This window comes from Zymomonas mobilis subsp. pomaceae ATCC 29192 (assembly GCF_000218875.1).
In the GTDB taxonomy this organism is placed as follows: domain Bacteria; phylum Pseudomonadota; class Alphaproteobacteria; order Sphingomonadales; family Sphingomonadaceae; genus Zymomonas; species Zymomonas pomaceae.
Genome location: NC_015709.1, coordinates 1,290,551 through 1,302,977, shown reverse-complemented (window position 1 = coordinate 1,302,977; position 12,427 = coordinate 1,290,551). Strand labels below are relative to the sequence as shown.

12 protein-coding genes are annotated in these 12,427 nt (G+C 45.5%); all 12 read left to right on the top strand.

Annotation, left to right across the window (positions count from 1 at the left end; translation table 11 throughout):
- The first annotated feature begins 454 nt into the window (after positions 1 to 454).
- The 12 genes from ZYMOP_RS05725 (at position 455) to ZYMOP_RS05670 (ending at position 12,426) form a co-directional block, all read left to right on the top strand.
- Entirely contained in the window at positions 455 to 1,780 is a 1,326-nt protein-coding gene (locus ZYMOP_RS05725; RefSeq protein ID WP_013934403.1) for a methyl-accepting chemotaxis protein, read from the top strand.
- A gap of 170 nt (positions 1,781 to 1,950) precedes the next feature.
- The gene (locus tag ZYMOP_RS05720; protein ID WP_013934402.1) at positions 1,951 to 2,220 is read left to right on the top strand and encodes a chemotaxis protein CheX; all 270 of its coding nucleotides are present in this window, start codon (positions 1,951 to 1,953) and stop codon (positions 2,218 to 2,220) included.
- Between the two features lie 14 nt (positions 2,221 to 2,234).
- Positions 2,235 to 4,613 carry a chemotaxis protein CheA gene (locus tag ZYMOP_RS05715; RefSeq protein WP_013934401.1) on the top strand — a complete coding sequence of 793 codons (2,379 nt, stop codon included), beginning with the start codon at positions 2,235 to 2,237 and terminating at the stop codon, positions 4,611 to 4,613.
- Complete coding sequence (locus tag ZYMOP_RS05710; protein ID WP_013934400.1) at positions 4,610 to 5,479, top strand: CheR family methyltransferase; 870 nt, start codon at positions 4,610 to 4,612, stop codon at positions 5,477 to 5,479. The genes ZYMOP_RS05715 and ZYMOP_RS05710 overlap by 4 nt, the downstream gene beginning before the upstream one ends.
- On the top strand, positions 5,476 to 6,528 hold the full coding sequence (locus ZYMOP_RS05705) for a protein-glutamate methylesterase/protein-glutamine glutaminase (RefSeq protein WP_013934399.1): 1,053 nt from the start codon (positions 5,476 to 5,478) through the stop codon (positions 6,526 to 6,528). The genes ZYMOP_RS05710 and ZYMOP_RS05705 overlap by 4 nt, the downstream gene beginning before the upstream one ends.
- A gap of 30 nt (positions 6,529 to 6,558) precedes the next feature.
- Positions 6,559 to 7,095, top strand: a complete 537-nt coding sequence (locus tag ZYMOP_RS05700) for a chemotaxis protein CheD (RefSeq protein WP_013934398.1) — start codon at positions 6,559 to 6,561, stop codon at positions 7,093 to 7,095.
- Between the two features lie 141 nt (positions 7,096 to 7,236).
- Positions 7,237 to 7,602, top strand: a complete 366-nt coding sequence (locus ZYMOP_RS05695) for a response regulator (RefSeq protein ID WP_013934397.1) — start codon at positions 7,237 to 7,239, stop codon at positions 7,600 to 7,602.
- 156 nt (positions 7,603 to 7,758) lie between these two features.
- On the top strand, positions 7,759 to 8,298 hold the full coding sequence (locus ZYMOP_RS05690; protein ID WP_013934396.1) for a chemotaxis protein CheW: 540 nt from the start codon (positions 7,759 to 7,761) through the stop codon (positions 8,296 to 8,298).
- A 101-nt stretch (positions 8,299 to 8,399) separates the two neighbouring features.
- Entirely contained in the window at positions 8,400 to 9,728 is a 1,329-nt protein-coding gene (gene miaB, locus ZYMOP_RS05685; protein ID WP_013934395.1) for a tRNA (N6-isopentenyl adenosine(37)-C2)-methylthiotransferase MiaB, read from the top strand.
- A 143-nt stretch (positions 9,729 to 9,871) separates the two neighbouring features.
- Positions 9,872 to 10,981 (top strand): PhoH family protein, encoded by a 1,110-nt coding sequence (locus ZYMOP_RS05680; protein ID WP_013934394.1) that lies wholly within the window; start codon positions 9,872 to 9,874, stop codon positions 10,979 to 10,981.
- Positions 10,968 to 11,534 carry an rRNA maturation RNase YbeY gene (gene ybeY, locus ZYMOP_RS05675; RefSeq protein ID WP_013934393.1) on the top strand — a complete coding sequence of 189 codons (567 nt, stop codon included), beginning with the start codon at positions 10,968 to 10,970 and terminating at the stop codon, positions 11,532 to 11,534. Before ZYMOP_RS05680 ends, ybeY begins: the two co-directional genes overlap by 14 nt.
- Before the next feature lie 10 nt (positions 11,535 to 11,544).
- Positions 11,545 to 12,426 (top strand): hemolysin family protein, encoded by an 882-nt coding sequence (locus ZYMOP_RS05670; protein ID WP_013934392.1) that lies wholly within the window; start codon positions 11,545 to 11,547, stop codon positions 12,424 to 12,426.
- Position 12,427: the final 1 nt, after the last annotated feature.

The window sequence follows — 12,427 nt, the reverse complement described above, 5'->3', positions numbered from 1 at the left end:
AAGTCTTAACGGGCTTTATCCTTTTTTTGGGCCTCATTTTTTTCCTTATCTTTTTTATCAGCAGCCCCGAAAATTTTTTCCAAGCCATTATTTTTTAAGATTTTTTTTAAAATCAAAATATCAATTTATGTAATGAAGATTTAAAAGTTTTATTAAAAAAAACTTGGGGTTACAATAAAATGTAATTTTTATTTCTTTAAAGAATTTAATGAAATTTAATATATTATATAATAGTATAAATATTGATTTTTTAAAATAAATTATATTTTATAATAGGTGTAGTAATATAAAATTATAAAAATTTTTATTTTAAGCGATTAGTGAATTTTTAAATAATCTAGTCGTTAAAATAGAAGAGACAACTTTAGTGGTTCGGTTTTAGTTTGGCTGTAATTTCTGCTGATATTTCTCAAAAAACGGAATCGATCTTACAAAAAAGGTTAGGATAAATACCATGCTGCATTGGTTTTCTACCCAAGCCCCTATTAAGGTAAAATTTAAAGCCATTTTATTAGGGCAGCTGTTAATTTCTTTATTGATGGTTCTTGCCATTTTTAGCAGCCTTACTTTTACCGGAAGCTATCTTCTAGCCATCGCTTCTGGCGTGGCGGGTGTTTTTGTGACCACTGTTTTTTCTTATTTGACCGGAAAGGTGATAAGTGGTCCCTATGTCAATACAGTTATCCGTATGGAACAGCTGGCTGCGGGTGATCTTGATAGTCCTATTGCCTATCGGGATCATAAAGACTGCGTAGGACGCATGACACGCGCCATGGACGTTTTCCGTAATAATGCCCTTAATTTGGAAGCCGTCACCAAAGGTCAGCGTATTGTCACGGATACCTTGGCAGAACGCCTTAATAAATTGGCGCAAGGCGATTTAGCCAGCCGTATTACGTCGCCCTTCCCAGATCTTTATGAATCCTTGCGGAAAAATTATAACGCGGCCATGAATTCTTTGGCTGAAATGACCCAAACGGTGGCAGAATCCAGCAACAGTATTAATACGGGTGCCCGTGAAATAAGTGATGCATCGCATGACTTGGCACAGCGCACCGAACAACATGCTGCCAGTATCGAAGAAACATCCCGCACGATGGACGATGTTACTAAAGGGGTAAACGAAACGGCTAATAATGCTGCCCATGTTAACCAAGTGATGGGTGAAATTAATCATGAGGCCGAGCAAGGTGAAGTCGTTATCAAAAATACGACGGAAGCTATGGGTGGAATCGAAAAAGCATCACATGAAATTGCGTCTATTATCGGATTGATTGACGGTATTTCTTTTCAGACCAATCTTTTGGCTTTGAATGCTGGTGTTGAGGCTGCCCGTGCAGGCGATGCCGGTAAGGGATTCTCTGTCGTCGCCGCAGAAGTGCGCGCTTTAGCGCAGCGTTCTGCCGATGCTGCCAGCAACGTCAAAGGCCTTATTACGGCCAATGCCAAACAGATTGCCGATGGGGTACATCTGGTCACACAGGCGGGTGATGTCTTGGGACGCATTATTGCCCGTATTGCGGAAATTACCCAAGCTATCCGTAACATTTCGGAATCGGCCCATGCCCAATCCGAACGCCTTCAACAGATTAATATCGCTATTGGCGAAATGGATTCTGTCACCCAACAAAATGCGGCCATGGTCGAAGAAGCTACGGCTGCTGCCCGTAGTCTTGCGGAAGAATCTGATAATCTCTCTAATCAGGTGGCCCGCTTCGACCTTGGTTCAGGTAAAACACCGTCACAACATATAGCTGCACATCAGTTAATAACAGCGTAACCTGTACCTTCATTACTTTTGGGGTAATGTCTGGCTTATGGTTTATTCAATATGACTTATTGTTAATTCCTTATGCTTTTTAAATAAAATTTAACCTAATGTAGTCGTTATATAATGAACATTCTGTCTTCTATCTTTTTCGGATAGACCGAAAGTTCAAGGAAGAAAAAATGCAGGCATTGCCTACAAAGCTTGATACCGCACAGTCTCTTACCCTAGCAACAGGGGTTAGGGCCGATCTGGAGCAAAACCGGTCAATTCATTTGACCGGAGAATCAGTAGAGCTGGTAGGACAAGCTTGTCTGCAAGTTCTTTTAAGTGCACGTTTGAGTGCTGAAAATGCAGGGCTTAATTTTATAATCGAGCAGCCTAGCGAGAATTTTCGCTATGGCGCTCGGATTTTAGGCCTTGAAACGCTGCTTTTTGCACCGACAAGCTGAGTGAGGATAAGGCTGTGAGTTTCGACGAAATTCAGAATATTTTCTTTCAGGAATGTGAAGAAGGCCTCTCGAATATGGAGGCGTGTTTTTCACTTTGTCGGGATGGCGTACAAGATGACGAAACGATCAATACGATCTTTCGAGCCGTTCATTCTATCAAAGGCGGTGCCGGTGCTTTTGGTTTTGAACAATTGCGCGGCTTTGCTCATCACTATGAGACCCTGCTTGATAAGCTAAGAAATGGTGCGCTATCCCTGACTCCTGAGCTGCTGGCTACCTTGATGGCGGCTTTTGACATGTTGAGTGATCATGTCGCTGCGGCAAGTGGTGAACGCGATACGCCGGATGATTCCCAAATAATGGCGCGTTTAACCGAAGCCATGGAGGAAGACGGAGCCCATCCTGACGAGTCCACTCAGGAAAAGGCAAAAGAAGCGCCCGCTGAGCCCGAAAAAGTTGAAGAAGAAGCCTCTTCCTCGATTGAAAATAGTGATTTTGATTTTGACGATCTTCTTACCTCTCTTGATGCACCTTCAGACGCCGTAAGCGAAGAGGCTGAAAAGGACGATCCAGAGGATATGTCTTGGCGATTGTGGTTTAAACCTGATCGTCATGCCTTGGAAAACGGAAGTGACCCGCTGCTGTTATTGCGGGAACTTGATTCCATGGGGGCGGATATTTTGGCGGTAGATTATAGTACGCTACCGCCTTTGGATAAATTAGACCCAGAACAGTCTTACCTGGGCTGGTGGATGTCGTTACCCGCTGACGTGGAAGAAGAAGACATCCGTGCCGTTTTTGAATTTGTCGGTGATATTTCAGAAGTGGTTCTCATTCGCGCAGGTCAAAAGAATGAGGCCATGCCGCCGATACCTGAAAAGCAGAGCCTGACGCCGATTACAGCTGAGGCGGCCGAAAAGGCGTTGGCTGCTTTAAAAAAAGTGGATTCAGATAAGAATATCTCTGCGGATAATTCAGAAAAATCTCGGTCGAAGCCTCAGCTATCAGCACCCAAAACAGCTTCTAAGGCGCAATCTATAGAAGCTGCCGCCGCATCACGGGGGCAGGCTTCCCCTTCTGTATCTAAGGCTGCGCCGTCAAAGCAGGCGACAGCTGTTAAAAAAAACGAACCTAATCCTTCTTCTTCCCCTTCCTCTTCAAGCAATACGGCTCCGAATGCGCCCCAAAGACAGGCGGCACCTGCCCTTGCGCAAACAATCCGCGTCGATCTTGATAAGCTTGATCGGTTGGTAAATCTGGTCGGTGAATTGGTGATTACACAGGCTATGCTTGCCCAACGCTTGAATGATCAGGGTTTATCGGGATCTTCAGAATTGACCGATCTCGATCATTTGACCCGCGAACTGCAAGATAGTGCCATGTCTATCCGTGCGCAGCCGATGAAAACAGTTTTCAGTCGCGTGCCTCGTATTATTCGGGAATTGGAAGGTGAAACGGGCAAACGCGTACGATTGGATGTCGAAGGGGAAATGACGGAAGTCGATAAAACGGTTGTCGAACGTATTGGTGAACCGTTGACCCATCTTATCCGAAATGCCGTTGATCATGGTCTGGAAACGCCCAAAGAAAGGATCGCTGCCGGAAAGCCAGAAGAAGGCGTGGTCACTCTGGCTGCTGAGCATCGCTCAGGTCGTATTATTATTCGTATTTCGGATGATGGTCGGGGTATGAACCGCGACCGGATTTTAGAAAAAGCGATTGAAAAAGGGATTGTTGCGCCCGATCAAAGCTTGTCAGATGATGAAATTGATAATTTGATTTTTGCGCCCGGTTTTTCAACCGCAGCCAAGGTAACGAATGTTTCCGGCCGCGGTGTCGGTATGGATGTTGTCCGCAAAAATGTGCAAGCCTTAGGTGGCCGTATCGGCATTTATTCGCGACCCGGTTTAGGATCGACCTTTACATTAAGTTTACCTTTAACTTTGGCTGTGTTGGATGGAATGATCGTCCAAGTCGGCGATCAGACGTATGTCATTCCCCTTGGTCATATTGTTGAAAGCTTGCAACCCAATGAAGGCGAAATCAGCGGCATTGGTACGCAAGAAAAGCTATTAAACGTGCGTGGCTCTTATGTTCCGATCCAGTCAATTGGTCGAGAGCTAGCCGTAAAAGACGCTGAAACAGATCCCTTTAAATCCGTTTTAATTGTTGTTGAATCGGATGGTGGTCAAGCGGTGTTGATGGTTGATCAGATTTTAGATCAGCGGCAGGTCGTGGTAAAAAGTTTGGAAGCTAACTATCAAGCTATTGCTGGCTTGGCTGGGGCCACCATCCTTGGGGATGGGCGCGTCGCTTTGATTTTAGATGTGGATAGTCTGGTTGCCCGTTGGCGGCATGATACGCATTCCTCTTCTATCGGGATGGCCGCATGAACAGTTTAGATATGCGTGATGATGTAAGACAAGACCGGCGTGAATTTGAATATACCCAGAGTGATTTTGAACAGGTAAAGCATCTCGTTTACCAAAATGCAGGTATTACATTACAAGCGAGTAAAACTAATCTAGTTTATTCACGTCTATCCAAGCGATTGCGTGCTTGTGGTTTGCAGCGTTTTAGCGATTATCTCGCTCTCTTGAAAAAAGATGACGAAGAACGCACCCGTGCCGTAACGGCGCTTACCACAAACCACACGAGTTTTTTTCGAGAAAAACATCATTTCGATCATTTTACCGCGCATGTTTGGCCGCAATTAAAAGCTAAATTAGAAGCCGGAGATCGGGTGCGCATATGGTCAGCCGGATGTTCGAGTGGAGAAGAGCCTTACAGTATCGCTATGGCGCTTGCTGGCACGGATCGTAACCTGCCCAATTGGCTATTGAAACATGATTTTCGCATTTTAGCCTCTGATCTGGCCCCGCATGTTTTAGCGACGGCTAGAGAGGGGATGTATGCAATGACTATTGCCCAATCTATTCCCCCCAACTTACGTAATATTTGGATGGAATCCGATGGAGATCAGATGGTCGTTCATCCCCTTTTAAAGGAATTAATTGCCTTTCGGGAATTAAACCTTTTGGGTAATTGGCCAATGCGTCATCAATTTGATGTTATCTTTTGTCGAAATGTTATGATATATTTCGACGATACAACAAAAAATACACTTTTTCAGAACTTTTCTAAGAAATTATTAGGAGGGGGAATGCTTTATATTGGTCATTCTGAACGTTTGATTGGTAAGGCAGCCTCTGATTTTGTTTCCAAGGGTCAAACAATATATCAAAAGAGGGCAATGTGACGGTCAGAGTACTTATTGTGGATGACTCGCCAACGATGCGAGCTATCCTATCGATGATGATTTCATTAGACCCAGAAATTGAAGTGGTTGGTAAGGCCGATTGTCCCTCTACAGCCCGACAAATGATTAAAGAACTTAATCCTGACGTCATGACTTTAGATATTGAAATGCCGGGTATGGACGGTCTTGATTTTCTAGAAAAAGTGATGCGTCTGCGCCCGATGCCGGTTATTATGGTATCGGCTTTAACGGCTGCCGGTGCTGAGGCGACCTTGAAAGCCATGGAACTAGGGGCTTTCGATTGTTTTGCTAAACCGGCCTTAGGCTTTGCATCGGATAGATCTCAGAGTCTTGCTTTGATTGAGATGATTAAGGCAGCGGCCAAATCTGGCGGACATCGTCCTATTTTCCGGCGGCATTCTTCTAATGCTACACAGGTAAAATCTTCCTCTGTGTCGTCCTCTGGCTATCGTCCAAAGCCGGGCAGTATCATCGCAATCGGTGCTTCCACCGGCGGCGTTGAAACTTTACTGGCATTATTGAAAGATTTTCCCGAGAATTGTCCGCCGACCTTGATTGTGCAGCATATGCCTCCTTTATTTACGACTAGTTTTGCTAATCGTTTGAACCGGATGTGCCCGCCTACGGTCTCGGAAGCTAAAACAGGCGACCCTTTGATTCCCGGGCATGTATATGTAGCCCCCGGGGGTGATCGTCATCTTGAGTTTCAAAATGCCGCCCATGGGCCGCGTTGTATTCTGGTCGCCGATGAGCCGATGAGTGGTCATCGGCCTTCTGTGGATCGTATGTTTTTATCTGTTGCAAAGAATTGCGGGCGACGGGCTGTCGGTGTTATTTTGACCGGTATGGGACAAGATGGCGCAATAGGTTTAAAAGCTATGCGTGATACAGGTTCTTTTACGATTGGTCAGGATGAAGAAAGTTGTGTGGTTTATGGAATGCCTGCGGCGGCTTTTAAGCAAGGCGCTGTTGAGGTTCAGTTATCTTTATCTAAGATTGCAGCCCGTGCTTTGGAAGCCTGTGCCTGATAAGGAGATAGCGAAAAGCGGTAGGGGGCGATGAAGGTTAATATTGCGGATTTCAGACGTATTGATGTGTTGCAAGGCGACAAACAGGTTTCGGATCAGCCGGATGTACTTTTTTCGACTGTCTTGGGCAGTTGTATTTCAGCCTGCCTTTTTGATCCTTTAACAAAAATTGGTGGTATGAATCATTTTTTATTAGCCGAACCTACCAGCCGCGATCACGATCCACAGTCGTTAAAACGCTATGGCGTTTATGCGATGGAAGTGTTGATTAACGCTATGTTGGAACGGGGCGCTCATCGGAATCGGTTACGAGCCCGTCTTTATGGTGGTGCTACTATGCGGAGCGGTTTTGGGGATATTGGTTATAAAAATGCTGAATTCGCACGCCGTTTCTTAAAAGATGAACATATTGCCTTAACCGCTGAAGATATTGGCGGTGTTACGGCAAGAAGGGTTGATTTTTGTCCGGGGTTAGGCCTTGCCCGATGTCGTCATGTTGAAAATCAACGTCCAGTTGAAAGATTGGAAGTTGTTCCGACGGATTCTGGGGATGTCACCTTTTTTTAAAACGTTACCTTTTTTTAAAACAATGCGTTTAAAACCGGAAAAAAGAAGAATCTGTTTATTCTGTTGATGCCGCTTTGTAGAAGAATATCCCCTATATTTTATTAAAAATTTTAGGTGAGTGTTAGCTTTCAGGGAAATAAAATGGCGCAGATAATAATGACTGTCGATGACTCCCCTAGCATGCGTATGCTTTTACGTGCCGCTTTAGGGAAAATGGGCTATTCTGTTGTTGAAGCAGAAGACGGCGTAGATGCTATGGAAAAGCTGGGTAACACAAAACCTGATTTGTTAATTACCGATATTAATATGCCGCGTATGGACGGTTTTGGTTTGATTGAAAATGTAAGGCAGGACAATGGATGGCGCAATATGCCTATCTTAGTTCTGACGACTGAGACATCAGACGAAAAGAAGCAACGTGCCCGTGTAGCTGGGGCTACGGGCTGGATCGTGAAGCCTTTTAGCCCTGAAAAGTTGGCCGCGGCGATCCGACGCGTACTCCATTAACATTTTCAGATTTTTAGTCGTTCCTTTAAGAGGTTGGCAAAAATATTAAGGAAAAGTTTTTCATCCCTAGCATGGTGATAAAGGACTTTTCGAGGCCGTTTTTTAGGAAAATTTTTTAAGTATTTTTCAGACAGCCAAAAAGGAGGCTCTTTATTTATGGGCGACAATAAAAATGAGCTGCTGGCATCAGGTAAGTCGGGTAATACCGCCTTACAAAACCAAATCCATGATTGGCAGAATGCCTCGAATGCCCGTCAACTGATCACTTTTCATATCGGTGAACAGTTTTTTGGGGTCGATATTATGGCTATCCGCGAAATACGCGCATGGTCACCGGCAACGAATTTACCGAATGTCCCGAATTATGTGCGGGGGGTTGTTAATTTACGCGGCGTAGTGTTACCTGTTTTTGACCTTCGGCAACGTCTGGGATGGGGTATGACTGAACCCACGGCACGCCATGTCATCATTGTGGTTAATATTGGCGATCAATTGCAAGGCCTGATTGTTGATGCCGTGAATGATATTGTAACGGCGCGTAACGAGAATATGCAGCCGGTACCGGATGTTGGCGAATCATCAGCGGCACGCTTTTTAGAAGGCCTAGTCACCATTGATGATCGTATGATTATGGTGTTGGCGCTGGATCGTTTGCGGGAAAATAATCTTCATTTACAAGAGCAACCACCAGAATAAGCGATTGAAAGTCGGTTTGGGGGCTAAAAGGTGAAAAGAGGGAGGCTGAATTGTTATGAGCCCTCTTTCCGCTTTTTATCAATTTGGCTATAGCTTTTTTTATGAACCGACCCCCTTTAAAGCGCTTTTACGTTAAATCTTTCGGCTGTCAGATGAATGGCTATGATGGCGAAAGAATGTCAGAACTTTTAGAAGCCGAAGGCATGATTGCTGCAGAAGATGCAGCGACAGCTGATCTTGTCGTGCTTAATACCTGTCATATTCGTGAAAAAGCAGCCGAGAAAGTCTATTCCGAGATTGGCCGTTTGAAACGGGCCGATGGCACTTCGCCCATGATTACTTTGGCGGGTTGTGTGGCGCAGGCCGAAGGGGCCGAAGTTTTAGCCCGCACAAAAATGGTCGATATTGTTGTCGGCCCACAGGCTTATCATCATTTACCTGAATTAATCCGCCAAGCGGCTTCGGGTAAAGTCGTTGATATTGATATGCCTGTGGAATCAAAATTTGATAAGCTCCCCGCACGCAAAAAGGTAGGCCCGACGGCCTTTTTGACAGTGCAAGAGGGCTGCGATAAATTTTGCACCTATTGTGTGGTTCCTTATACGCGCGGCGCCGAGATTTCTCGGCCTTTTTCACGGATTATTAACGAAGCCCATGCCCTTGTCGATAAAGGGGCACGCGAAATCACTCTGCTTGGGCAAAATGTCAATGCATGGTCGGGTGAAGATGATGCGGGAAGGCCTCAAGGGTTAGAGGGATTAATCCGCGCTTTGGATAAAATCAGCGGTCTGGAACGTATTCGATATATGACCAGCCATCCCAATGACATGAGTGAAGGGCTGATAGAAGCGCATGGCGATATAAAAAAGCTGATGCCTTTTTTACATTTACCTGTGCAGTCAGGCAGTAATCGTATTTTAAAAGCGATGAACCGCGCACATACAACCGAAAGTTATTTATCCCTGTTGCAACGACTGCGGGAAGTCCGCCCCGATATTGCTTTATCCGGTGATTTTATCGTCGGTTTTCCAGGAGAAACCGAGCAGGATTTTCAGGAGACCTTAGATTTAATTTCTGAAGTACGTTATGCCATGGCTTTCAGCTTTGCCTATAGTCCGCGTCCGGGGACACCGGCGGCTGATATGGATAATCAAATTGATCAGGGCGTCAGTAAAGAACGTTTGCAGCGATTACAGGCATTGTTGAATACCCATCAATTAGAATTCAATCAGCAAACTATAGGCCGGAAAACTGATATTTTGATCGAGCGTGCGGGTAAAAAATTGGGCCAAATGATTGGTAAATCCCCTTGGTTACAATCAGTGATTATTGAGGCACCCGTAAAAATAGGGGATATGGTAACAGTTGAATTAAGTGAAGCCGGCCCCAATAGTATAAGAGGACGCCAGACAGAATCTGTTATGGCTTGATAATTTTATCTTACGACTGGAACCAAAGAAGGTAACGGCAATAATATTAATTGAGGTGCAGAGCAACAGTTCCCTTGCGACAGGAAATGGTCTAGCGTCAAAGCAGCCATGCCTTCGAAGGGGCGACGATACAGGGAAATAGAATGGCGCGCAAAATGGTACAGGCGCAGGCCGGAGATCTTGCTCGGCTTGAGATTATCTTTGATAAGCCACAGTTGTTAGGCCGACTTTTTGGCGAATATGATCAAAATCTGGTAACCATTGAAAATCGTCTTGGTGTTTACATCGCCGCCCGCGGGAATCGTTTGCAGATAGAGGGGGAAGCTACCCATGCGGCCCAAGCCCGTGAAGTTCTAACCAGTATTTATAATCGCATTATCCAAGGTCAGGAATTAGATGCAGGGGCCGTAGAAGCCATTATTGCGATGTCTTCGGACAGCTCTTTGGAAGGCGTTGTTAAGACAGAAAACAGTAATGCGCCCGAATTGGTTATTCGTACCCGTAAAAAAGTTATTATTCCGCGATCAGCGACCCAAATTCGTTACATGGAGCAGTTGAAGTCAAAGGATATAATTTTTGCCTTGGGGCCTGCCGGAACCGGTAAAACCTATTTGGCGGTCGCTCAGGCCGTTCAGCAGATGATTCAAGGGTCGGTTGATCGCTTGATTTTATCTCGTCCAGCCGTTGAAGCGGGTGAACGACTGGGGTTTTTACCAGGGGACATGAAGGAAAAGGTCGATCCTTATCTTCGTCCGCTTTATGATGCCCTTTATGATATGCTTCCTGCGGAACAGGTCGAACGCCGCCTTGAAAATGGTGAAATTGAAATCGCGCCTTTGGCCTTTATGCGGGGACGTACTCTATCCGATGCTTTTGTTATTTTAGATGAAGCCCAGAATACGACACCGGCACAGATGAAAATGCTCCTTACCCGTTTTGGCATGAATAGCCGGATGGTGGTTTGTGGGGATCCGCTACAGGTTGATTTACCCAATCCGGGACGTTCCGGTTTAGCAGATGCCGTCCGTCGCCTTGATAATGTGGATGGAATCGGTATTACTCGCTTTACAGCACAGGATGTTGTTCGCCATCCTTTGGTGGGACGCATTGTCGATGCTTATGAAAATACCCCCATCGGACGCGCAAAATTAGCGATGATTACCCAGCCCACTGCTGAAAATGTTAATCCCCTACCCTCGGTTGTGGTTGAGGATGGAACAGTGACGGAAGAATTGCCCAATGATAACGGTTGAGGCTGATATAGCTTCTTCATGGCCCAAATCACCCGATTGGAACGCGGTTGCTGTCAAAGCTTGCTCTCAGGCTATTCTAGTCAGCCAATTTCCTTTTTTGAATGAGGAAGGCCATGAGGCAGAAATTTCGATCCGTTTTTCTGATAATGATGAGGTGCATGCCTTAAATAAAACATGGCGGGATAAGGATCGCCCGACGAATGTTTTGTCTTTCCCGATGTTAGACGCTGATGAACTGAGTCAGTTAGAAAGGATGATCGGGGCAGAATGTTTATTAGGGGATATGATTTTAGCTTTCGACGTCGCACGGCAAGAAGCTTTGGAAAAAGCGATTTCTTTAGAAGCCCATGTGACCCATCTGATTACCCATGGCATGCTTCATTTGTTGGGCTATGATCATATTTTGGATGAGGAAGCAGAGGCTATGGAAGCTTTGGAGCGAAAGGCCTTGGCTATGCTTGATATTGCTGATCCTTACGCAGATTCCGAACCGGATGAAAGCAACCGTGACAGGCCGGTTTCGCCTGTTGATCGATTAAATGAGCGGAGATAACGCGCGGGAGATGTCTGAGGATTCCAGTACCGACAACGGAGGCGGCCTGTGGCGCGGCCTTCGTAATTTTCTTTTCCACGAAGAAAAAGAGCCTACTCTACGCGAAGTCATTGAAAAAGCGATTGAGGAACATGCTCATGATATTCCCGATCGTGATGATTTATCTCCTATTGAGCGCCGGATGTTATCCCGTCTTTTGCATTTTGGCCGTCGCTCTGCCGGTGATGTAGGTACCCCAAGAGCAGATATTATTTCTGTTCCCGATACGATTAAAATTCATGAATTGATTACCGCTTTTTCTGATAGCGGTTTAAGTCGTCTGCCCGTTTATTCGGAAACGTTAGATCACATTATCGGCATGCTGCATGTCAAAGATATTTTTCGATTGCTGGCTAAGGGCGAGAGTGATCATTTCGATTTAAAAAAGCTGCTACGCCAGCCGCGTTATGTGCCTGAAACCATGGGGGTTTTGGATTTGCTAGCCGAAATGCGGGCTACCCGTACGCATATGGCTATAGTGCTTGATGAATATTCTGGTACCGAAGGCCTTATTACTATTGAAGATTTGGTTGAAGAAATTATCGGCGATATTGAAGACGAACATGATGAAGCCGCGACTGCTTTACTGACATCGCGTCCTGACGGAATATGGGAAGCCGAAGGCCGCACGGAATTGGAAGATATTGCAGAACGGATAGATCCCCGCTTGAGTGAAGTAGAAGAAGATGTAGATACTATCGGTGGACTTGCGACAGTTTTAGCAGGCCACGTGCCCCAGCCAGGAGAGATATTAGAGCATCCAAGCGGTTGGCGTATTGAAGTGTTAGCGGGCGATAGTCGGCATGTTGAGAGAGTGCGACTTTACCCGCCGGAAGATACCAGCATCATCTAAA

Coding starts and splice junctions, on each gene's coding strand:
- miaB (WP_013934395.1), top strand. CDS start 8,400: ATGAACCGACCCCCTTTAAAGCGCTTTTACGTTAAATCTTTCGGCTGT.
- ybeY (WP_013934393.1), top strand. CDS start 10,968: ATGATAACGGTTGAGGCTGATATAGCTTCTTCATGGCCCAAATCACCC.
- ZYMOP_RS05710 (WP_013934400.1), top strand. CDS start 4,610: ATGAACAGTTTAGATATGCGTGATGATGTAAGACAAGACCGGCGTGAA.
- ZYMOP_RS05725 (WP_013934403.1), top strand. CDS start 455: ATGCTGCATTGGTTTTCTACCCAAGCCCCTATTAAGGTAAAATTTAAA.
- ZYMOP_RS05700 (WP_013934398.1), top strand. CDS start 6,559: ATGAAGGTTAATATTGCGGATTTCAGACGTATTGATGTGTTGCAAGGC.
- ZYMOP_RS05680 (WP_013934394.1), top strand. CDS start 9,872: ATGGCGCGCAAAATGGTACAGGCGCAGGCCGGAGATCTTGCTCGGCTT.
- ZYMOP_RS05695 (WP_013934397.1), top strand. CDS start 7,237: ATGGCGCAGATAATAATGACTGTCGATGACTCCCCTAGCATGCGTATG.
- ZYMOP_RS05720 (WP_013934402.1), top strand. CDS start 1,951: ATGCAGGCATTGCCTACAAAGCTTGATACCGCACAGTCTCTTACCCTA.
- ZYMOP_RS05670 (WP_013934392.1), top strand. CDS start 11,545: ATGTCTGAGGATTCCAGTACCGACAACGGAGGCGGCCTGTGGCGCGGC.
- ZYMOP_RS05690 (WP_013934396.1), top strand. CDS start 7,759: ATGGGCGACAATAAAAATGAGCTGCTGGCATCAGGTAAGTCGGGTAAT.